The organism is Thermogutta sp. (assembly GCF_039793925.1).
In the GTDB taxonomy this organism is placed as follows: domain Bacteria; phylum Planctomycetota; class Planctomycetia; order Pirellulales; family Thermoguttaceae; genus Thermogutta.
In genome coordinates, this window is record NZ_JBAMME010000085.1 from 33,215 (window position 1) to 54,859 (window position 21,645).

Below are 21,645 nucleotides of genomic sequence, written 5' to 3' on the forward strand. Positions count from 1 at the left end.
GTGCCATGCATGGATTGGCAAGGCTCGCAACGCGACTTTCCTGCGGCGACCTGTCCTGCCGCTTATGGTCGGCTACGGGAATTTTAAACGTAAGTCTCTCGGACCAATCTCTCGATGCACGACAGGAGGATCAGTATGAACGACGTCACCCACGGCACGACGCGACGGAACTTCCTCAAGACCACAGGCCAGTTGGCCGCGCTCTCCACCCTCGCAGGGACCGCTATCCCGGCTGTCCATGCTGCGGAAAACAACACCATTCAAATCGCCCTCATCGGATGCGGTGGTCGCGGGACGGGGGCTGCTGGGGACGCCATGTCGGTTCAAAAAATTCTCAACGTCCCCATCAAATTGGTGGCCATGGCCGACGTCTTCGAGGACCGCGTCAGCCGCAGCCACAAAAGCCTTAAAGAACGCTTCCCAGATCAGGTAGACGTGCCTGAGGACCGCCTGTTCGTGGGATTCGACGCGTACAAGAAAGCCATGGACTGCCTGCGGCCAGGCGATGTGGCCATTTTTGCAACTCCGCCGGCTTTCCGCTGGGTGCATTTCACCTATGCCATCGAAAAAGGCGTGAATGTTTTTATGGAAAAGCCAGTCACCGTTGACGGCCCCACGTCACGCCGGATGTTCGAGCTCGGTAAAAAATCCGTGGAGAAGAATCTCAAAGTGGGTGTCGGCCTGATGGTTCGTCACTGCCGGGGACGTCAGGAGCTGAAGAAACGCATTGAGGATGGCGAAATCGGCGAAATCCAGTTTCTGCACGCGTACCGGATGGGCGGCCCGGCCGCCAACATCCGACGCAAACCCGATAACATCAGCGAGCTCCGTTACCAAATCCGCCAGTTCCACAGTTTCATCTGGGCCAGCGGCGGCGTTTACAGCGATTTCTACATCCACCAGATTGATGAATGCTCCTGGATGAAGGGCGCCTGGCCCGTCAAAGCCCATGCTTTGGGCGGCCGACACTATCGCGGCGATGCCGTCGATCAGAATTTTGACACCTACTCCGTGGAATACACCTATCCCGATGGAACGAAGCTCTTCTACTTCGGCCGACAGATGGCCGGCTGCCATAACGAGTTCGCCAGCTACGGCCACGGGACGAAGGGCTGCTGCATCATCTCTACGTCTGCTCACACCCCGGGCCGGGTCCGCACGTTCACGGGCCAGGATTTCAGTCAGGACAAACTTATCTGGGCGTTCCCGCAACCGGAACCCAACCCCTACCAAATGGAATGGGTAGACCTCATCGAGGCAATCATCAAGGATCAGCCGTACAACGAAGTAGAACGCGGTGTGCAGGCCAGTCTGGTAACCACCATGGGACGGATGGCCGCCCACTTCGGTCGAATCGTCACCTACGAGGAAGCACTCAATCATCCGCACGAACTGGCGCCGGACGTCGACAAATTCACCGACGATTCGCCGGCCCCGGTTCAGTTTGATGAAGCTATCGGCATGTATCCGCAACCGATGCCCGGTATCAAAACCGATCGCGAGTACTGATTCGCCGCGGCATCGGTCCGCGCCGATGCCTGTGATTCGTGAGAAAAACGCAGACAATTCGGCGGGGTCTGGCCTATCCGGTCAGATCCCGTTTTTTTCGATCTTAAAAAAGGACCAGCCAACACGTTCGACTAACCGTCCGACAAACCCGACGAGGAGGGTGATGTGCCGGAAGTAGTGGACCGCCGGGATGAGCCGGTTGTCGAGCCGCGTTCGGCCTTTGTCCGTAACTGGCGGCGGAGCTCTCTGATCTGAGCCCGGTAGCCGAGTCGATGCAGTCGCCATGCATGATCGCGTTCCGCAAGCCGCGCCGCCTGCTCGGCCAGCCTGCGTTTTTGTTCGGCCAACTGCTGGGCCAGTTGGTCGAGTTCCTCCCATCGTGCGGCCACAGCGGTTTCCAGGCGGGCTTTTTCCTCGCGAACCTGCTTCAGAAGTTCTTCCGTTCGGTGATGGAGTTCTGCAAGTTTTTGCTCCTTCTCCTCCTGTCGCTCCGCTTGCTCTTTCAGAAGAGCCTCGCGCTCTTTGCGAAGGGAAAGAATTTTTTGGGTGACCTCCGCAATTCTCTCAGGCGCGACCGCGGCAATTGCCTCCCGAGCGGCCAGGTGATGTTCAAGGGCCGCCAGTTGTTTGGCCTCGATTTCCCGCCGGAGTCGAACGAGTTCTTCATGGAATTGGGAGAGGGCGTGAGCGCGACGCTGGAGCGATTGTCTTTGCTCTTCGAGTTCGGCCAGTGCGCGACGTTGCTCCTCGGCCCACTGGCGACGCCATTGCCGCTCTTCCTGCCGAAAACACTTGCGTGCCTCCCGCAGTTCTTGGAGCAGATTCCTCGCCTCGTTCAGTAGTTGGCGTAACTCCGCCTCCTCGTAGTGGGACGACGATCTGGGATTGGAAGCGGGCAGAGTCCCGGCGGATCCCGTCGGGGCCGGTTCCACCAGGACTGCCAGGGCCGTCAAATCCTCTTCCCGCAAACGCAGGGAATCCTCGCGCTGGAGAAGGTCTTTTCTACGGCGCTCTAGTTCCTCTTCCCGATCCCGCAGTTCCTGTTCACGTCGGCGGAGGGTTTCTTCCCACTGGCCGAGAAGGTGCTCCCGCTGTTGAAGCTGTTCCTCGCGCTCTCCCAAATCCGCCCGACGACGAGCAACAGCGGCTGCCTCGTCCGCCAGAGCCCGTCGTTTCTCTTCCCAATCCGCCAGGCGCTCCGCATGCAAAAGGCGAGTGGCCCGCAGATCGTTTTCCAGTTGGGCAAGTTGCGCGTTAAGTCGAGCCTCCCGGCGGTCGAGATCCGCCTGGCGACGCCGCAGATATTCAGCCAGTTGCCGTGCCTGTCGGCGGAGATGCTCCTGTGTGACCGGAATATCCCCCGGCTCTTCGGTTTCCAGAAGAAGCTCCGGAAGCAGCCCGGCTTCCGCAGACGAGGTTTTCTCCCCAGCATAATCGGCTGCGTCTTCGGTGCGGTTCTGAGCGGGAGAGTTGGGTTCCGGCCCGGTCGAGTGAGCAGGATCGATTCGTGCGGAGACCATAACCTCAGGACCGAACGGCGTCGCCTCGCTGGCGAGCGATTCCTTTTCCGGAACGGCCGTTCTCTCCTCACTCCTAGGGTCGGACATGGTCGAATCGCTGTCTCACTGCGAAGCTGCACACCGGCACAATCTCTTTTCCTGCATTTCGCCTAATCGGCAGTTTCCGTCGGACTGCGCGACTCCGGCTGATCGATAGAATCGTCAAAGTTTTCCAAAATCTTCGGGCAATCCCGGAAGAAAAGGAGAATTTTGCGGGTATCGCAGGCCTTTCTCGTCCGGCAACGAGATTTTTACGGAAGGATCCCCGCATTCAGCACAAAGTAACAAAAACAAACCGTCTACACAAAATAAGAAAATTTTTACGAATACCGTGGCAAGTGCGTCTGCGGCGGATATGATTAGACAATCATTGCGGCACGTTTTTGAACCTTAGAGTGGCCGCCGGTTTGAAATCGCTGGCATCAACCGAACCGGTATTCTATGTTTCTCCAGGTGAATCTTTGCAAAATACGTGCGAATTACTCTCGTGCCAGTTCGGACAGGGAGTCTTCTTCCTTCCCACGTGGCCACAATTTCAGTTTCAGCCGTTTGAAAGCTGGTTCGTCCTAAGTGGAGGTTTCCCTGCAATGTGTCACACCTCAAGTCAAGCGCGCGTTATCGTCAGACTGCTCGGAGGAATGTGGGCCATCAGTGTTGCGATGCTTTTTGCCTTGCGTGCCTCGGGCAGTACGGTTGAAGACCACGAGCGTTACGCCGTTACCCCAGCATCGCAAATTGTCTTCGAAGAACCGAACGATCAAAAGGAAGAACAAGAACACAAAGAGAAAAAGCACGAGGCCGATGAACACAAACCCGCCCCCAAGGCAGAATCTCATGCCCCGGCTCACGCAAACCACGCTGCGTCCGACGAAGCCGCCAAAGCCGAGGGAGAATCCGGCCAGGGCAAGGCGGGCGAACAAGCCCAGCCTGCGCAGCCTCAGGCCAAGCCAGCACAAGAGGCAAAACCCGCTCCGGCTCCTGCAGCTCAGGCCGCGGCCCCGTCCCGCCCTGACCGATACAGAGCGAAACGCGAATTGATCAAGATTGAGAAAACATATACCGCCACGTTGCAACCCCGCGATCCCGTGGAAATCTGTTTGGAGGCCAAAACCTGGACGAGCTTCCAGGTCAAAGAAGTTGTGGACCACGGACAGGAAGTCCGTCAAGGCGATACGCTCGTGCGATTTGACACGGAGGACATCGATCGCGCCATCGCTGACCAGGAGCGAACGGTTCGTTCCACGGAGCAGTCCCTCAAGGACGCCGAGCGCCTCCTCGCCCTCATGGAAAAAACCGTTCCCTTTGATCTGGCCACTGTGGAACGCAATCTCAAGATTACCAAAGAGGACACCGATCGCTACTTCTCCAAGGAACGCGACCTGCTGATTCGCAACTACGAAATGAATCTCAAGGCCGCCGAGTGGTCGCTCGAATCGGCCAGGGAGGAACTCCGTCAATTGGAAAAAATGTACAAGGCTGATGATCTCGTGGAAGAAACTGAGGAATTCATCCTCAAACGGCAGCGCCAGGCCGTGGAACGCGCGGAGTTCTATTACCAACTTGAGAAGGATCGTTACGAACGGTTCCATGCGATGGACCTCGCCCGGCGTGATGAAGACGCTCGCCGAGATCTCGAGCTGGCCTCGTTTATAGCTGAGCGTTCCCGCATCAATCTCCCGTCGCTCCTCATTCAACAGCGAATGAGCGTCGAACAACTGCGGACCGACCTTGAAAGGGCGCAAGACCGCCTGGCAAAACTTCGGGCGGACCGGACCCTCTTTGAAATCAAGTCCCCCTGCGATGGTGTTGTCTACTTTGGTCAGTTCACTCGGGGAGAATGGTCGGGGGCAAGCGTCCTTCAGAGCAAACTTCGGCCGGGTGGATCGGTCTCCAAAGGTGACGTGATCATGACAGTGGTGCATCTTCCGCCGGCGACTGTTCGCTTCAAAGTGGGTGAAGAGGATCTGCGGTGGATGGAGCCCGGCCGGGACGGAACCTTCAAACCGACAGCCCTTCCCGACCTGGCGATCCCGGCTGCCGTAACAAAAGTCGATCGCATCCCGATCGCGCCCAACCAGTTTGAAGTGCTGGCCGAGCTGGACCTCCCCAAGAAGCCACTTGGCCTTGCCCCGGCCATGGGAGGAAAGGTCCGCTTCTTTGTCTACGTGCGGGAAGATGCGCTGGTCGTTCCCGCAAAAGCCGTGTTTGCAGAAGACCTCGATCCTGAGCAGCGGTACGTGTATGTCGTCAAAGGAGATACCCACGAAAAGCGACCCGTCAAAGTGGGCGAGCAAGTGGGCGACAAGATCGAAATCCTCAGCGGACTCAAGGAGGGCGAAGAAATCCTGCTCGACCAACCGGCAAGCTCGAATTGACAGATCGAGCAGGGCGATCCAATCCAGGATTGAAAGAAGAGCAACTTTGAGGGCTTCAACGATGTGGTGGCGATTGTTTGTGCTTCTGGCCGTATGGGTGGGTGGAGTTCTGCTGGTTTATGGCCACCAATCGGTCTTTGCGGAAACGCCACAGACCCCGCCCAAGCCGCCTGCGCTAGCTACTGAGGGCCCCAAGCCGCCGCCCATCGTGCCGCCGACTCGCGAAGAGGTCGATCGGGCGATTCGCCGGGGAGTGGATTTTCTGCTCCTTCGCCAGAACCGGGACGGATCCTGGGGATCGGCCCACAACACTAAAGGCCTCAACATCTACGCTCCCGTGCCCGGGGCACATCAGGCCTTTCGCGCAGCCGTGACCTCGCTGTGTGTGGCCGCCCTCATTGACGTCCAGGATTCCCGCTCCGAAGTTCAGGAGGCGATCGACCGCGGTGAAGGGTGGCTCATTGCGAATCTGCCAAGAGTTCGCCGAGCCACTCCCGACGCCATTTACAACACGTGGGCCCATGCCTACTCTCTTCAAGCACTGACACGCTTGATCCGTCGTCACGAGGGCGATCCCGCCAAACAAGCGGTCCTCCGCGAAATCATGGAATCCCAGCTCGATCGGCTGATCCGCTATGAATGCGTCAACGGCGGCTGGGCCTACTACGATTTCGAGTACGGTACCCAAAAGCCTGGCGGATCCACAATCAGCTTTGTGACGGCCACAGTCTTGGTGGCCTTCCACGAAGCCCAGCAGGTTGGGCTCAAGGTTCCAGAAAAGCTCATCGACCGTGCCAAAGCCTCAATCCTCCGCCAGCGAAAGCCGGATTACAGCTACTGCTACGGGGAATACCTCAAAATGCGCCCCCTTCATCCGGTCAACATGCCGGCAGGAAGCCTCGGGCGCGCCCAGGCCTGCAATCTCGCCATGCGCTTGTGGGGCGACAAAACCGTCACCGATGATGTTCTCCGCACCTGGTTAGATCGCTTTTTCGCCCGGGACGGCTGGCTCGATCTCGGCCGAAAACGCCCCATCCCTCATGAATCGTTTTTCGCCATCGCGGGATACTTCTTCTACTACGGCCACTATTACGCCTCGCTGTGCATTGGGCAACTTCCCGAATCGGAGCGACCGGACTTCTACGGGCGGATGGCAGCCATTCTTCTTCCTCTCCAGGAAAAAGATGGCTCCTGGTGGGATTTCCCGTTCTATGACTACCACCAGCAATACGGCACGGCGTTCGCGCTGCTTTCACTTGCATCCTGCCGGGGTAGCGCACCGTCAAAACCAGCTAAACCGCCTGAAGAAAAAGCTGTCGCCCAGTCACAGCCGGTACTGCGCTGAGCTGTCGCGGAGACTCACGGGCCAGAATTTCCCGTTAACGCCATAAGCCGGTCGATCGTTTCCCGAATGAAGACCGACGGCACGATGATCGCCAGGCCCATGCGGTGACGGAACTTGCCGCTTTGATAGATGAGCTTGAATTCCTCGTCCACAAAGTGCTGGCCGCTGACCAGTCCAATGACGTACCCGCTGCTCAGTCCCCCAGCATCGCGGGACTCACCGTTTCTTCCCGCTAGTGCGAAAACAGGTCCGCCGCTATCCCCTTCAAACGTATTCATGTCCACTAGGAAGTGAGGATTCTCCTTGGTCGGAAACAAAGGATAACTGGCGATGCAGCCCAATCGTGCAATGCCGAACTCTTCCGGATTGCCTTTGAAAATGTTGGCATGGGGAAATCCCAGTGCCCGCACGATAAGTCCCGGTTCCAGCGGTAGTTTTTTCAGAACCTCTTCTGTTGCCAGACAGTCGTAGGGCAGAACCCCCAGGTTGGCATCGTGTTGAACATCGATCTTGAGAGCCGCCACGTCAGCCGTGGGGTGTTTCTTCCAAAGGTCCTTGTTTTCCCGACGTATAGCAACGGTTTGCGGGTATGTCGCAATTCGGCCGTCTTCTCCCCGGCGGTGCAAAATGATTGTGCATTCTTCCCCCTTCATGGTTGAGAACACATGTGCTGCAGACACCAGCATCCATTGCCCGGTCGGCAGCTCCACGAGAAATCCCGAGGCTGTTGAACCCGGATTGGTGATCTTCACGGTGGCCCAAGTCACCTGGGTGAGAAACCCGGGGGCTTCCGAAGCCCCTTCCGCCCGAAGTTGTTTCGTGATCCCGATCCCCCACCACACCTGGCAAATCATCCAGAGCCCAATCGCCACGCAACGATGCTTCCTCACGGATGCGTCTCCTTTCCCCATCGTCAATAAATAAAATCAAACACCGGCCAGTTACCGTGACTGCCTGGGAAATATCCCATGGGGCATTCCTGCGGCAATCGGTCGCGAGAGAGTGCCGGTCCGACGAACACCCATCGGGCGTTCCCGGAAGAGCGCCGCAGATCTTCTAACCAGCTCCGCAGTCCGACTCCTTTCTTTCTGTTGTTGCCAGACTCGTTCGCGTGTTGCAAGTTTTCCCCATTCACGCCGGAGCTCAGCGGCAGCCATCGACCGCTTAAGGGCCAAACAGGCGACTGCAAGTGAATGATCAATCGCCTGAAAGTCTTCTGGCAGTAACGATCTGTGCCGCCGACAAGCACGAATTAGAATAGACAAAAAGTACTCCAGCCCATGCAGCCATGGACGATCTGTCGCCTTTCCGTCCTTCACGATTCTTTCCGCCGGCAGAATCGGCCAATCGATATGGCGTGGTGGCCGTTGGGGGGACTCTCCATCCGGAAGTACTCCTCGACGCCTACGCTCACGGTATTTTTCCCTGGCCGATCGATGAAAACTCGCCCATCGTTTGGGCCTCGCCGGGGACTCGGGCGATCTTCGAATGGGAACACATCCACATCCCCCATCGCCTGCGACCGATCATCAAGCGCGGGGATTTCCAGATCACTGTAGACCGCGATTTCCCCGCCGTGATCCGCGCCTGTGCCACGGCGAATGGTCGGTCCGGCGCCACCTGGATCACACCGGCAATGATCGAAGCCTACATCCGTCTCCACGAGCTTGGCTATGCCCACAGTGTCGAAGCCTGGAAAGAGGGCGAACTGGCCGGTGGTGTGTACGGCGTGGCGCTGCGTGGTCTGTTCGCGGCAGAATCCATGTTCTATCGCATTAGCAACGCTTCCAAGGTGGCGCTGCTGTATCTGCTCGCCCACCTCAAAACCCGGGGCTATCCGCTTGTGGACATCCAAATGCTCACGCCGGTCACGCAATCGCTGGGGGCACGCACGATTCGCCGACGCCAATACCTTCATCGTCTGGCTTTGGCCCTCCGGGCAAACGTGACATTTGGTGCAACCCTGGCGGCAACCGCCACCGACGTCCTCGCTCTAGAAAAGCCCGGCGCTCAATAGGCAAACTTGCCCGGTGAGTAGCTTTGACGACCTGAATGCCTCGAAGAAGCGCGGCATTTGACTGGCCCATTGGGGCATCGTCCGTCAGCGCGATAGGTTTTTGCGACGCTTCAGAAAATACGTATCCTTTAAAGTGAAACGATCGTTCAAAATGACACACCTCCCGGGCGGAGAAGGAACAACGTCGCACCGGCTACCCGAATGCGGTTTGCAAAGAAAGGGAACGGCTGTTCGCCAAATGGATTTAAACCTCTCCGCGATCAAGGGCGGCACGTCCCTTGTCCGAAATTTCCCAAATTCCTCTCGCTGAATCAGCTCGCATTAAACCTTCTGTGACGAGGGTGTTGCGGCACCACTGCGCGGTATTCCGCCACCGCACAGTCTTCGAATCCGAAGGCAACGACTCGTAATCGTACTCGTTCAAAATACCCTTCATTTTCTCCTGCACGCGCTGCAAGACATCCTGCATGGGGGCACGCCCTTTCAATTCCACAAGGGCCTCCAAAATGGGTCTGCGAAAGGCATCCTCAGGTGTACGTAGGCCCTTCGGTAGTCGACGAGATTGTCTCCGCTCAGTTTCTCTTCTGGGCTGTTCGGACCTCGCGAGTCGGTTCCATTCTGCTTGAAGTTGTCGGACCTTCCCACGAAAGTCAGTAACCCGAATTTGCCACTCAATGAGCGCCCGCGCGTCGTCATACGTGTCACGTTTGAGCAATTCTTTGCTTTCCTTTTCTGCGATGTCGATGACCTGCTCGATTTCTTCCAGCAAGATCTCAAATGCGACCCCCACTTCATTCGTGTCCATGATTCATTCCTTCGCTTTTTCACTGGGCAAGTTCGTATACGTGGACGTGCATCACAACGATCCTCACATTGTAATTACGGCGTAGACGCCGGGTAACTAACAAACTCAAACAAAGATTGGGGCGTAGTCTTTGTGACGTAAGCAACCTCCCATTTCGGTTTCCGTCAGTTGGAAAAGACTTTCCCGAATTTCACAACTCCAAATCGAGCTTCGCACCTGGCAATCCGATGCGGGGTTTTCCTGGTTCGTATCCAATACCATTAGTCTTCGTGCATTTGTGTTGTACACATCCACTCTGCCGCAGTTTAGTGCGCCTACCAGGGGGAACCGGTAGTCCGCCGCAGCGACGTGCCGCGAATGCCTTCAAACCTCTCTCCGTTCCGCCCCGCTCGTGCCTGACATCACTCTTGCCATGCGTCAGGCGCGCATCAAGTATACATCTTTTTCCAGAATGATCCCTTGAATATGCTTGCAATTAGTCCACTTAATGTGCTATACTGGCCCACGTGTTGAACAAACCACCGACGTCACGCGTGGGCAGGTCGATCTCGTGCGAGCGCTTTCGTCGCCAGTCTGAATGGGTTCTCTGAGAGCGTTTGAATTTCCCAGCACTGATCGCCTGCCTCGTTTTGGCGTCATCGAAGTGTACAAATGAACACTATATCGAATTCGCTGGAGGGGAAGGGGCCTGTACCCCAACGGAGGCTATCGTGATCTCGCCCGCACTTGCTGCAAAAGTCCGTTCTCTCCTGGTTGATCAGAAGCTGAGCCAGCGGCAGGTCGCCAGGCTCACCGGCATTAGCCGCACCACTGTGAAGGCGATCGCCTCGGGCGAATGGTTTGATCGCCACCGCGCCCGGCACGGTGGTGATGACGCCATCCCGATCCTCGCGCGCTGTCCGGAATGTGGCGCGATGGTGGAAACGCCCTGTCGTGCCTGCGAAGTACGGCGACTCAAAAAAGCAGGGCGAATTCGGCCGCTCCTCGCCACCGAGGACGGACCGCCACGCGTGGAACTCCGCGGCTCGGAACATGCTCGCTATCTGGAAGTCCGTGCGGCGGCGCTCGCGCGAGGGGAACCCGATGCCGACCCCGCCTGGTCACCTGATGGCAATTGCCCCGACACCTGCTTCGACGACGATCCCTTCAGCGATCTGGAATCTCCCACCCAAGCTGACCTCGCCAGTCTCGATTCCCCCTTCGAAACGACCTCTGAAGGTAACGATTGGGTTGAGTCTCTCATTGTGCCAACCAAACTGCGGAGGGCCGCCTGATGCACACCATCCGTGTTCATGTACCCCTCAACCAGGCCCAGGAATGGATCCGCGACGGCGATTTGCTCCTCTTCCGCCGACGAGGCCTGATCGCGGCTGTCGGTCGGGGAGAGCACTCCCATGCGGCCCTTGCCGGATGGTGGGGCGAAACGCTCTGCTGCCTGGAAGTCCGCGCCCTCTGTGGTGGCAGAGTCGTCACGCTGGCCAGTCAGGTGAATCGTTATCCCGGTCAGATCGACGTGTATCAAGCCGACCCCGACAACCGCTGGCCCGAGTTCGACCGCCAGCAAACCGTCCAATTCATGCTCCGATATGCGGGAGAGCGATACGGTTACGGCGGGATTCTCCGCGTGGCGCAGTATCATATTCCGCTCCTTCGACTAATCTGTCGGCCGAAGCTCCACGATGAGGCGTGGACGTTGTCCCGGCCGTTTTGCAGCCAGGCGTGTGTGACGGCCACACGAATCGGTGGTGGCGTGGACCCGGTTCCCCAGTTGGCGGACGAAGCGACGGAACCGGCGGACCTTGCGCGAAGTCCGTTTTACCGCTATCGCGCCACGCTCGTCCCTGACGATGAACCCGCTGGTTGTCCACCCCGAAACACCCCAACCAGACGCTCTAGAGGAATTCGTTCCTGGATGGGGGTTCTGCTTGGAGCACTGCTGGTCATTGCGATCTGTCCGGGTGGAAGGCAACGGGCGGCGATCGCCCAGGGATGTCCCCAGGGGTTTTGCCCTGTCACACCATATCAGTCCGGCACGGATATTTCACAGGGTATTGGTGCCGGCACCTTTGCGAATCTACCGAATGGCTCCTTACCAACGAATTCTTTGGCCCGAATTGAAAACAAACTCGCCACAGGGATAGCCGTTTACGGCTCAGGCGTGCTCATCCACAAAGATGAGCGGTGGGGTTGGCTCCTGACCTGTGATCATCTCTTCCGTGAGGGAGTTGGCCGATTGACGGTGTGGTTACCCGGTTCTTCGGGATTCTCCACCTACGAAGCCCGCCTGGTGGCGCGAAGCGCCCCAGATGATCTCGCGGTTGTCGGCATCGCATCGCCACCGAACCCCACGGCGGCCATTGCCGAAACGGTTCCGCGACCGGGGGACGTCGTTGCACTGGCAGGTTTTGGCCCCCACGGATCACTCCGCGTGGCCCAGGGGACTGTCCTCGGCTACGTGCAAACAGCCGGCAGTTCCGGAGTGGAGACGCTCCAGATCCGTGCGGCCGCCCGCGATGGCGACTCTGGCGGCCCGATCCTCGATAACGCAGGCCGCGTGGTGGCCATCCTCTGGGGAACAGACGGCTACCGCACCGTGGGCACCTACTGCGGAAGGATCCGCCAGTTTCTGGCCGGGATCTTTGGCGACCAGCGGCCGATTCCCCGCTCGCCGGAAAACCCTCTTGTGCCGATTCCTCCGCAAGAGGCAGCGCCATCCCCATCCGGGCCACCAGAGAAGTCGATCGCCGGCAGTCAGAGCCCGACAGATTCGCCGCTCGCACAATTGCACGCGCGACTGGAAGATCTTCGTCAGCGACTGGAAGCCCGTCTCGCCGGTGACGAATCCCTGAGCGAGCGTCTCCGGCAGCTCGAGGAGCGAACCTCACTGGTGAGCGAGTTGCGGCAACGTGTCGAACACGCCGAGCAGGTCGTCGGCGCGGAAAACATTCGCGCAGTGATCCGCCAGACGGCCGCCGATCTCCTCGCGGAAAAAGGCCCCGGCTGGCTGGACACAATCCTTCCCGCCGTTCTGACGGCCCTGGGATGGACCGGTCCACCGTCCATTGCGCTGGCTTTTGCGGCCCGGCTTGGTTTGCGAATCCTCGAGCGGCGGCTGCGCCAGCGCGTGGCAGAAGCCCTTTCCTCCGAAAAATCGACTGCCACAAACGCAAAATCAGATCAGAACTCATTGCCCTCGAACTGAGACATTTTCAAGAAGCCGCAGGTGGAGGAGCTCGCAAAATGTCACCGATTGATTGGGGATTTGCCACGGCTCTCGTGACAACCGGCGTGGCAGTGCTTTTACCCTGGATGCTCATGGTCCACGGGCGGATCGCGGTAGTTATCAGCAAACTCCAGGATCTGGAAAAACGCATGACCGCACTGACCGAGCGGCTGGATGCCCTGTGCGAACTCGAACACCAGCGCAAGCTGGATTCCGCCCGCTGGCAAGCTCGCCTGCGGACGCTGGAAGAGCAACTGGGAGAGATCCCCGAAATTCCAGGTGATTTTCCCGTTTCCTAACCCACTGTGCAGAAGAAGGCGACCATGCACATTCGTGATCGGATCAAAGAATTACGGCGTGTGCGGGCGGGAGATCTTCGCCCCAACCCGCGCAACTGGCGCATCCATCCCGACAAACAGCGTGCAGCCCTGCGTGGGATCCTGGCGGAGATCGGGTACGCCGACGCCCTCCTTGCCCGGGAATTGCCGGATGGCACCCTCGAGCTGATCGACGGCCATCTCCGCGCCGAGACCACACCCGACGCAACTGTTCCCGTGCTTATTCTGGACCTCAACGACGAGGAAGCGGCCAAGTTGCTCGCCTTGCTGGATCCCCTGGCTAATTTGGCAGAAGCCGACACCGAAGCACTTGCCGAACTTGCCAGTGAACTGGACCTTCAAAGTCCCGTCCTCCGCGATTTACTCCATGAAATGATTTCTCTCCCCCACAGCGACGAGGAATCGCCCAATTCCTCCAGCCTGCCGCAGTCGCTTCCGGAAAGCTTTCAGGTCGTCGTGGAATGCAAGGACGAAGACCAGCAGCGCGAAGTGTTCGAACGACTCTCTGCCGAAGGATACAACTGCCGTTTGCTCACGTTGTAGCACACTACCACAGAGGCTGAGAACAACTGTCACTTCTGGCTGTAGTCACGTGATAAAAAGACCACACCCATGTCTGAACCGTTCGTGATCGAGCTGACCCTGGAAACTCCGGTAGCCAACAGTTTCCGTGTGGCCCAGGTTGCTGGCATGTTCGACCTCGACCTTCAGAAGGTGACTCGGGAAACGATCACCCTGACCATTCCCCCGCAGAAAGAGGACTGGCGGCTGGGTGTCATCGTGGGGCCGTCGGGAAGCGGCAAATCCACACTCGCACGGTGGTTGTTTGGCGATCGGGTCCTCTCCCGTTTCTCCTGGCCCACTGATCGTCCCGTCATCGATGCCTTCCCCGATCTTTCCATTAAGCAAATTGTGGGCCTGTTCACCACGGTGGGATTTGCCTCACCGCCGGCCTGGTTACGGCCCTACCGCCTGCTTAGCAACGGGGAAAAAGCTCGTTGCGACCTTGCGCGGGCCCTTGCCCAAGCTCACGTCTGCCCCTCCGCTGAAACCGAGATCCAGCGATGGCACGGGCTCCTTCCGCCTGACGCCGACAAACAGCTTCCCCTTGTCGTCTGCGATGAATTCACCAGTGTGGTGGACCGGCACGTCGCCCGGGCCATCGCCACAGGAATTCACCGCCGGATGCAGCGCGGTGAGCTGGCCTGCCGCTTCGTCGCCGTGACATGTCATTATGACATCATCGAGTGGCTGGCTCCGGATTGGGTGATCGACATGGCGACGCGCCAGTTCGCAAGGAGGTGTCTTCCACCACCTCCCATCACGCTGGCGATCGTTCCCTGCCGGCGCGAGGCGTGGCGGGCCTATCGCCGTCATCACTATCTGAGCGGTTCGCTGCCCGCCGCTGCCGAATGTTACCTCGCTTTGTGGCAGGGCGAGGCCGTCGCATTTTGTGCGGTCGCCTCGCAAGTGGGAAATCGCGGTTACTCCCGAATCAGCCGCCTCGTGGTGCTGCCTGAGTACCAGGGCATGGGCATTGGCTCGGCGGTGCTGGACACAATGGCCCGAGTGTATCGCGGCCGGGGCCAACGTATCGGGATCACGACTTCTCACCCCGCCATCATCCGTCATTGCCAGCGGAGCCCGCACTGGCGTCTGGTGGCCATCCGCAAATATGGTTCCCGGGGTGGGGGAAGAAATCTCCCGCAATATCGCGGCTCGCAGGGTCGCGCGGTGGTTTCCTTCGAATACCGGCGACCCTCAGGCCCTCCCGGAAAAACATCGGTGGTTTCGAGAAAGCGACTGAATAAAGAGATGGCCACCGCTGGACCGGCAGCCTGCCAACTGAATTGATGTGGATGCCACCCCGGTCGTTTGTTCCTGACACGAATCAGATCGAACAAAACTCCCTGATGAATGCCCACAAGGCCAGCACCGATGCCCAGTCCGCAAACCAGCACTTCCATGCCAGAACCGACTTCCCGTCGCGGTCTGGACGAATTCCGGAAGCGTGAAATCCTCGCCATCCTCAGCGTGGGGTGCAGTCGTCGTACGGCGGCCCGGTATGTGGGGTGCTCCCCCTCCACCATCCGTCGCACGGCAGAGCGCGATGTCGAGTTTGCCGAGGCCCTTCGCAAGGCCGAAACCAAAGCCCAGATCCTGTTCATGAAAAACATTGCAGCCGCCGCCCGAAAAGAACAGTACTGGCGTGCCGCGGCCTGGGCTTTGGAGCGGCTCAATCCCGAGGACTACGGCCCACGTTCCCCTCACGCGGTGACGCTGGAGCAGATTCGCGCCCTAATCTCCGAATTCGCCCGCATCATCGTGGAAGAAGTTCCCATCGCCAGCCACCGCAAACGGATCCTCAAGCGTCTCGATCGACTCGGGGCCCAGTGGCACCAGGAAGGAGAAACCCATGATCCAGGCGAATCATCGGAACACTGATATGGGCCCCCCCAGTACGATCGACCCTGAAAGCAATGCCGGGGCGCCGGATATTTTTCATGACCTGCCGTGGATGTCTCAGGCCTTTCGGTGGTTGCGGCAATCACTGGCGCAGGAACACTCCCGTGCCAGAATGCGTCTGCGGATGAGCGGAACTTCCAGGAGACTTCTGGAGTGGGCCCGCTTCTTCCTCCCCCACCACTTCGCTTTGCCCCCGTCCCGGATGCACGAAGTCGTGGCACGTTACCTGGAACGGGCGGTTCGCGATCGCGGTCTGCGGTTGAACGTGCTGGCCCCACGTGGTTCCGCCAAATCCACGCTGGCCTCGCTGGCGTATCCCCTGTGGTGTCTCCTGGAAGGACACGAGCCCTATATCTGGTTAGTTTCCGACAGCCGACATCAGGCCCGGGCGCACCTCGAAAACATCAAAAGAGAGCTGGAGTCAAACGAACTGCTCAAATCGTACTACGGCCGATTGACCGATCCCGGCCGCGTCTGGCGGGCGGAAAGAATCACGCTGTCATCGGGCGCCACACTGGAAGCCTTCGGCACCGGCCAGCGGATGCGGGGCCGCCGCCACCGTTCCCATCGGCCCACGCTCATCCTCGCCGACGACCTTCAAAACGACGGTCACATCGTTTCACCCCGTCAGCGGGAGCATTCTCGTACCTGGTTCCATGGGACACTGCTGGCCGCGGGCAGTCCCCAAACGAATGTCGTGCATCTGGCCACAGCGCTCCACTGGGATGCCCTGGGCCTCCAGCTCAGCCAAACACCCGGCTGGAAAACCCTGCTGTTCCGCGCCATCCAGCGGTTTCCCACACGCATGGACCTCTGGACCCAATGGGAAAGCCTCTACAGCGACCTCCGTGATCCGCACGCCGCAGAACGCGCACGACAGTTCTACGAACGCCACCGGGCGGAAATGGATGAGGGCGCGGTTGTCCTCTGGCCGCAGCGGGAAAACCTCTACCAGCTCATGTGCCAACGGGCGGAAATGGGAGCGGCGGCCTTCGCCCGGGAAAAACAGAATCACCCCGTTTCCCCAGAATCCTGCGAATGGCCGGAAGATTACTTCGACGAGGACATCTGGTTCGACACCTGGCCCGAACAACACCGCCTGTGTGTCCTGGCTGTTGATCCCAGTCAAGGGAAAGATTCCAGGCGGGGAGATTTCTCGGCGGTGGTGGTGCTCATGATCGATACAGCGGGCCGGATGTTCGTGGAAGCCGATCTCGCCCGACGTCCCGTCCCGCAGCTCGTTGCGGATACCGTGGCCTGGTGCCGACGATTCCCGGTGGATGCGCTGGGCGTGGAGGCCAATCAGTTTCAGGAGTTGCTCGCCGAACCGCTGGAAGCGGAGTTCCGCCGCCAGGGGCTTGTAGGGTGTTCACCCTGGATGATCCATAACCACGCCAGCAAAGTGGTACGGATCCGACGGTTAGGGCCGTTCCTGGCGCGACGGATGCTTCGCTTCCGGCGGAACTCGGCCGGCACGCGACTGCTGGTGGAGCAGCTTCGGATGTTTCCCACGGCCAGTCACGATGACGGGCCCGACGCCCTGGAGATGGCCATCCGCCTGGCCGGTGAACTCCTGCGAGCCCCTGCGGAAAAACACAGCATCTCCCGGATGGCGGTAAAGTGACTCAACAAGCTGGGAAAAAACGCATTGGCGCACTATTGAGCATTCCCGTTATTGGCACTGTGATCAGATTCGGGAGGCCACATCGATGTCTGTTCGCGAACGCTTGAAGATTCCCGAGCGCGCTCTCTGGCGTGCCGTCCACCACTTTCTGGAAGGTTGGAGCTCGGCAGAATACGATGAGGACCTGGACGGTACGCATTGGTGGCCGCTGGGACCGAAAGGAGCTGCATCCCCGCGTGTCCCATTTTCCAACGAAAGCCAGCTCGACCAGATCCGGAGCGAATGCCGGCGTCTCCTCGTGGAAAATGAATTTGCCATCAACGCCCAGGAAAACCGCATCAGTTATGTGGTGGGAACAGGTCATCGCTATCGGGTGGTGAGCGGCGCTTCGCAGAACACACATGAAACTCTCCTCCACGCCGCTCAGACCGTTATTGACGAGTTCCTCCGCGAAAACCGCTGGCACCGCCGCCAGCAGGAAATCATGCTCCGGCTGGATCGGGACGGTGAAGTCTTTCTCCGGTACTTCGCCGGTGAAGACGGTCTTTTGCGGGTGCGCTTTGTCGATCCCGAACAGATTCGCACCCCCTCCCGCTACGCCACCAGACCCGAACACAGCTTTGGAATTGTCACCGATCCCCAGGATGTGGAAACAGTTCGTGGCTACTGGATAGATGACAGCTTCGTGGAAGCGTCGGAAATTCAACATCGTCGGGCCAATGTGGATAGCCACATCAAACGCGGACTGCCCCTTTTCTATCCTGTGCGGAAAAATCTTCGCCGCGCGGAAAAACTCCTCCGGAACATGAGTGTGGTGGCCGGTCTCCAGTCGGCCGTGGCGCTCATCCGGAAACATGCCGGAGGACGAACGAGTGTAGAACGGTTTCTCGCTGATCGGGAAAGCCAGTCAGCAGCGCCGGGTTCTTCCGGTGGTCCGTCTTCCGTAGAACATTTTGCGCCGGGAACGATTCTCGACGCGACAGCCGGCATCGAGTACGAATTCCCTGTCGCTGCGATCGATGCCGCCCGCTATGTGACCCTCCTTCAGGCGGAGCTTCGGGCGATCGCCAGCCGCCTCGTCATGCCGGAGTTCATGCTCACGAGCGACGCCTCCAATGCGAATTACGCTTCCACCCTGGTGGCCGAGGGACCGGCCGTCAAAATGTTCCAGCGGCTTCAGCAGGAGATGATCGAGGCCGACCGAGAAGTCCTGGAACGCGCACTGCGGACCGCTGCCGACCACGGACGCCTGCCCAAAAGCGTTCTTGATGAGGTGGCCATCGAGGCGATTCCGCCCTCTTTGTGTGTGCGTGATCGACTTCGCGAGGCCCAGGCTGACGCGATTCTCTTCCGTTGCGGTGCCCTTACCCGGGAGCAACTTGCCCTCCGCCACGGACTACCGGTGCCCGATCCGCAGGCACAACCGCCGTCCGGTGAGGAAATGTGAACTCCCACGAATCCAACCAGGGTTTCGGGACAAGCACGCCGAAACATATTCGAGATGCTGAATCAAACGCAGGACAAATGAAAAAGTATCGAGGTGCAGTAATGAGTGAAATGAATCTCCGCGAGTATCTTGGCTGGGGTGATCACACTGTGCAGGTGGACGTCACAGCGGGGGTCATCCGAGGCGTGAAAGTATTGGGACTCGAGTCCCGCAACGGCCGCCGGTACACCGAAGAGGCCCTTCGCACGGCCGTACCGCTTTACGAAGGGGCCAAAGTGAACGTCAACCATCCCCAAGGGGAAGCGGCGGCACCCCGGGATTACCGTGACCGACTGGGATTGTTGCGACACGTGCACTACCGTGCGGGTGAGGGGCTGTTCGCCGATCTGCATTTCAATCCCAAACATGATGTGGCAGAGCGACTCGTTTGGGACGCCCAGCACGCCCCGCAGAACGTTGGCCTGTCCCACAATGTGCTGGCCCGCGTCAGCCGACAAGGCGAGCTCACCGTGGTGAACGAAATTCTCCGGGTGCTGAGTGTCGACGTGGTCGCCGATCCCGCCTCGACCCAGGGACTCTTCGAATCGCGGTCGGCATCCGCCGACAGCTCGGCGGTCGAGAATGGCACCCTGCCTGATCGGGAGACGTCGGCCAAGTTGGCAGAAGAAATCCAACGTCTCCGCCGGGAACTTGCTCTCCGCCGCCGTTTGACGAATTCGCTCTTAAAACCACCCGGGGACTCACAGCCGGGACGGATTCCTATCGGGAATGCCCTCTGGCAAACACTGCTCGAGGAGCGCGACGAGTTGCGACGCTCGCGCTTGATGGAGGATCTCAACCAGCTTGTGGACTTGGCCCGGCAAAAAAGCGCAGAGCAGGCCTTTCAACCCCGCTCCCGGGATGGACTCCTCAATTACGTCGAATTCACTGCCGAGGAATTTGCCCGCGCTCTCAGAAGCAAACCCTTTTAGCACGTCGTAACCACAGAAAGCTCAGTACCAGCAAGTGGCACAACCGACCGGCGACAACCTTTGAAAAATTCCAAACCGACTTGCGACGTAACTGGTCGGATGATTGCGTGGAAGAACCATGGTTCCTGCCTATTTGGCCCCGGAAAGACTCGCAAATTTTTATCGTGCAATGGTGATCCACGGGGCGGCATGATGTCGAAGCTGCCCCCATGCTTCGTTTCTCAGTGTAAGGAGGTTTTCCATGTCTGACGTCATGCGTTGGCGTTACGGCGACACCCAGCCGGTCGTTGCACCGGTGGACAGCACCACCGTGATCGAAATTGGGGATCTTGTGTACTGGGATGGCGACGACGCCAAACCGGCCTCGCTTCAACCGGACCAGGGCAGCGAGGCCGCCAATCAGCAACTTTTTGCCTCCAAGTTCCTGGGCGTTGCCATGCAGCGGAGCCCTGCAGGAAGCACCAGCCCGATTCGCGTAGCCACGGCCGGCGTCTTCGAATTTCCCACCCCGGAAGCCTCGCTGCAACTGGGCGACTGGGTGGGCGTGGACGAAAACGATGCCGGTACGGCCCTGGAAAACCAGCGGCTCGTCAAGGTGACCGCGGCCGACAACGCCGTGGGGCGCGTGGTCCGCGCCGCCAGCGGCACAGTTTGGGTGGCGGTCTGCTCCACAATCATGGCAGGCGGTGTCAAAGGCACGACCACCTGAACGTCCGACGCACTCTGGGATTGTTTGCTTTGTCCTCTAAAAGAAGACCCGTTTCTTCGAAGGAGAAGACTATGCCCACGATTTCCTACCGTGAATTGCGCCGTCGTTATGATTTGGATGGTCCCCAGAAGACCGTGGCTCACCTTGGTGAAGCCCTGGCGCAGGGGCACCTCCACCCGGAAGATTTCAGTCTCCGCGATCTTGCGGAAGCGCTGATACCGGACGGCCATCACTGGGTGAAATCGCTTGATCCGCGGCAAACCGGCCCGGTGGCCCTGCTGGAGGCCGAAGACGCAGTGGACGTCACAGCCTTTCTCAACGTGACCGGACAGGTGGTGTATTCGAAGATTCTCCAGGCGTATCAGCACGAGGCCTTTGTCGCTTCCCGCCTGGTGCAGACCATTCCCACACGATTCGACAGTGAAAAGCTTCCCGCCATGGGGAGCCTTCCAGATACGCTGACAGAGGTCCACCCCGGCATGCCCTACCCCCAGGTGGGCTTTGGGGAGAGCTATGTGGAAACCCCGGCCACTACCAAACACGGCCTGATCGTCCCCATCACCCGTGAGGCGATCTTTTTCGACCGCACCCACCTCGTGCTCCGCCAGGCAGCGGAAGTGGGTCAAACGCTGGGTCGTCGTAAAGAAAGCCGCATTCTCGATGTGGTGCTGGGAGCAGTGAACACCTACAAGCACAACGGCGTTAGCTACAACACGTATTACGCCGCCACTGACAATGGGCCTTGGATCAACGCCCTGGGGCAAAATCCTCTCCAGGACTGGGTCAGCGTGGATAAGGCCGAAAAACTCTTTGCCCAGATGAAGGACCCCGTCACCAGCGAGCCCATCCTGATCCGCCCCAATACCGTGCTTGTTCCCACTGCGCTGCGGCACACCGCCCGGCGAATCTTCCACGCCACGACGATCACCTTTTCGGCAGATGGCTCCCCGACCGCGACGACTTCCCCCAATCCACTGGCGGACTACCGGGTGTTCGACAGCCAGCTTCTCTATCAGCGGATTGTAGCCTCGGGAGTCAGCCCGACCGAAGCCGAGACATGGTGGTTTGTGGGCGACTTTGCCCGGGCATTTGCCTACATGGAAAACTGGCCGCTCACGGTGACGCAGTCGGCTCCCGGAAGTGAGGCCGAGTTCACACAGGATATTGTCGTTCGCTTCAAGGCCAGCGAGCGCGGAACGCCCGCCGTCCTCGATCCCCGTTATGTCGTCCGCTGCACGGCATAAGCCGATCCTGACA

The 21,645-nt window shown here is 59.1% G+C and carries 18 protein-coding genes; 15 read left to right on the forward strand and 3 right to left on the reverse strand.

Annotation, left to right across the window (positions count from 1 at the left end):
• Positions 1–135 precede the first annotated feature (135 nt).
• Complete coding sequence (locus ABJK56_RS03085) at positions 136–1,509, forward strand: Gfo/Idh/MocA family oxidoreductase (RefSeq protein ID WP_347243199.1); 1,374 nt, start codon at positions 136–138, stop codon at positions 1,507–1,509.
• 131 nt (positions 1,510–1,640) lie between these two features.
• Here ABJK56_RS03085 and ABJK56_RS03090 read toward each other — a convergent pair whose 3' ends face one another.
• Entirely contained in the window at positions 1,641–3,116 is a 1,476-nt protein-coding gene (locus ABJK56_RS03090; RefSeq protein ID WP_347243200.1) for a hypothetical protein, read from the reverse strand.
• A 539-nt stretch (positions 3,117–3,655) separates the two neighbouring features.
• On the opposite strand from ABJK56_RS03090, the gene ABJK56_RS03095 reads away from it, so the two are divergent.
• Positions 3,656–5,443, forward strand: coding sequence for an HlyD family efflux transporter periplasmic adaptor subunit (locus tag ABJK56_RS03095; protein ID WP_347243201.1), 1,788 nt, complete (start codon positions 3,656–3,658; stop codon positions 5,441–5,443).
• 61 nt (positions 5,444–5,504) lie between these two features.
• The gene (locus ABJK56_RS03100; RefSeq protein WP_347243202.1) at positions 5,505–6,788 is read left to right on the forward strand and encodes a prenyltransferase/squalene oxidase repeat-containing protein; all 1,284 of its coding nucleotides are present in this window, start codon (positions 5,505–5,507) and stop codon (positions 6,786–6,788) included.
• Positions 6,789–6,802: 14 nt separating this feature from the next.
• Here the strand turns inward: ABJK56_RS03100 and ABJK56_RS03105 are convergent, their stop codons facing one another.
• Positions 6,803–7,678 carry a serine protease gene (locus tag ABJK56_RS03105; protein WP_347243203.1) on the reverse strand — a complete coding sequence of 292 codons (876 nt, stop codon included), beginning with the start codon at positions 7,676–7,678 and terminating at the stop codon, positions 6,803–6,805.
• Between the two features lie 398 nt (positions 7,679–8,076).
• Here ABJK56_RS03105 and aat point away from each other — a divergent pair, with 398 nt between their 5' ends.
• Complete coding sequence (gene aat, locus ABJK56_RS03110; protein WP_347243204.1) at positions 8,077–8,805, forward strand: leucyl/phenylalanyl-tRNA--protein transferase; 729 nt, start codon at positions 8,077–8,079, stop codon at positions 8,803–8,805.
• Positions 8,806–9,049: 244 nt separating this feature from the next.
• On the opposite strand, the gene ABJK56_RS03115 is transcribed toward aat, so the two are convergent.
• On the reverse strand, positions 9,050–9,610 hold the full coding sequence (locus tag ABJK56_RS03115; protein ID WP_347243205.1) for a winged helix-turn-helix domain-containing protein: 561 nt from the start codon (positions 9,608–9,610) through the stop codon (positions 9,050–9,052).
• Positions 9,611–10,320: 710 nt separating this feature from the next.
• On the opposite strand from ABJK56_RS03115, the gene ABJK56_RS03120 reads away from it, so the two are divergent.
• From ABJK56_RS03120 to ABJK56_RS03170, 11 genes are all read left to right on the forward strand, one after another.
• A complete protein-coding gene (locus tag ABJK56_RS03120; RefSeq protein WP_347243206.1) occupies positions 10,321–10,884 on the forward strand; it encodes a helix-turn-helix transcriptional regulator in 564 nt (187 codons plus the stop codon).
• Complete coding sequence (locus ABJK56_RS03125) at positions 10,884–12,812, forward strand: trypsin-like peptidase domain-containing protein (protein WP_347243207.1); 1,929 nt, start codon at positions 10,884–10,886, stop codon at positions 12,810–12,812. The genes ABJK56_RS03120 and ABJK56_RS03125 overlap by 1 nt, the downstream gene beginning before the upstream one ends.
• Positions 12,813–12,850: 38 nt before the next feature.
• A complete protein-coding gene (locus ABJK56_RS03130; protein WP_347243208.1) occupies positions 12,851–13,132 on the forward strand; it encodes a hypothetical protein in 282 nt (93 codons plus the stop codon).
• Between the two features lie 24 nt (positions 13,133–13,156).
• On the forward strand, positions 13,157–13,714 hold the full coding sequence (locus ABJK56_RS03135) for a hypothetical protein (RefSeq protein WP_347243209.1): 558 nt from the start codon (positions 13,157–13,159) through the stop codon (positions 13,712–13,714).
• Positions 13,715–13,783: 69 nt separating this feature from the next.
• Positions 13,784–15,025 carry a GNAT family N-acetyltransferase gene (locus ABJK56_RS03140; RefSeq protein ID WP_347243210.1) on the forward strand — a complete coding sequence of 414 codons (1,242 nt, stop codon included), beginning with the start codon at positions 13,784–13,786 and terminating at the stop codon, positions 15,023–15,025.
• Between the two features lie 84 nt (positions 15,026–15,109).
• A complete protein-coding gene (locus ABJK56_RS03145) occupies positions 15,110–15,616 on the forward strand; it encodes a helix-turn-helix domain-containing protein (RefSeq protein ID WP_347243211.1) in 507 nt (168 codons plus the stop codon).
• Entirely contained in the window at positions 15,588–17,261 is a 1,674-nt protein-coding gene (locus ABJK56_RS03150; protein WP_347243212.1) for a hypothetical protein, read from the forward strand. Before ABJK56_RS03145 ends, ABJK56_RS03150 begins: the two co-directional genes overlap by 29 nt.
• Positions 17,262–17,346: 85 nt before the next feature.
• Positions 17,347–18,708 carry a phage portal protein gene (locus ABJK56_RS03155; RefSeq protein ID WP_347243213.1) on the forward strand — a complete coding sequence of 454 codons (1,362 nt, stop codon included), beginning with the start codon at positions 17,347–17,349 and terminating at the stop codon, positions 18,706–18,708.
• Between the two features lie 101 nt (positions 18,709–18,809).
• The gene (locus ABJK56_RS03160) at positions 18,810–19,679 is read left to right on the forward strand and encodes a hypothetical protein (protein WP_347243214.1); all 870 of its coding nucleotides are present in this window, start codon (positions 18,810–18,812) and stop codon (positions 19,677–19,679) included.
• A 241-nt stretch (positions 19,680–19,920) separates the two neighbouring features.
• A complete protein-coding gene (locus ABJK56_RS03165) occupies positions 19,921–20,388 on the forward strand; it encodes a hypothetical protein (RefSeq protein WP_347243215.1) in 468 nt (155 codons plus the stop codon).
• A gap of 71 nt (positions 20,389–20,459) precedes the next feature.
• A complete protein-coding gene (locus ABJK56_RS03170; protein WP_347243216.1) occupies positions 20,460–21,632 on the forward strand; it encodes a hypothetical protein in 1,173 nt (390 codons plus the stop codon).
• Positions 21,633–21,645: the final 13 nt, after the last annotated feature.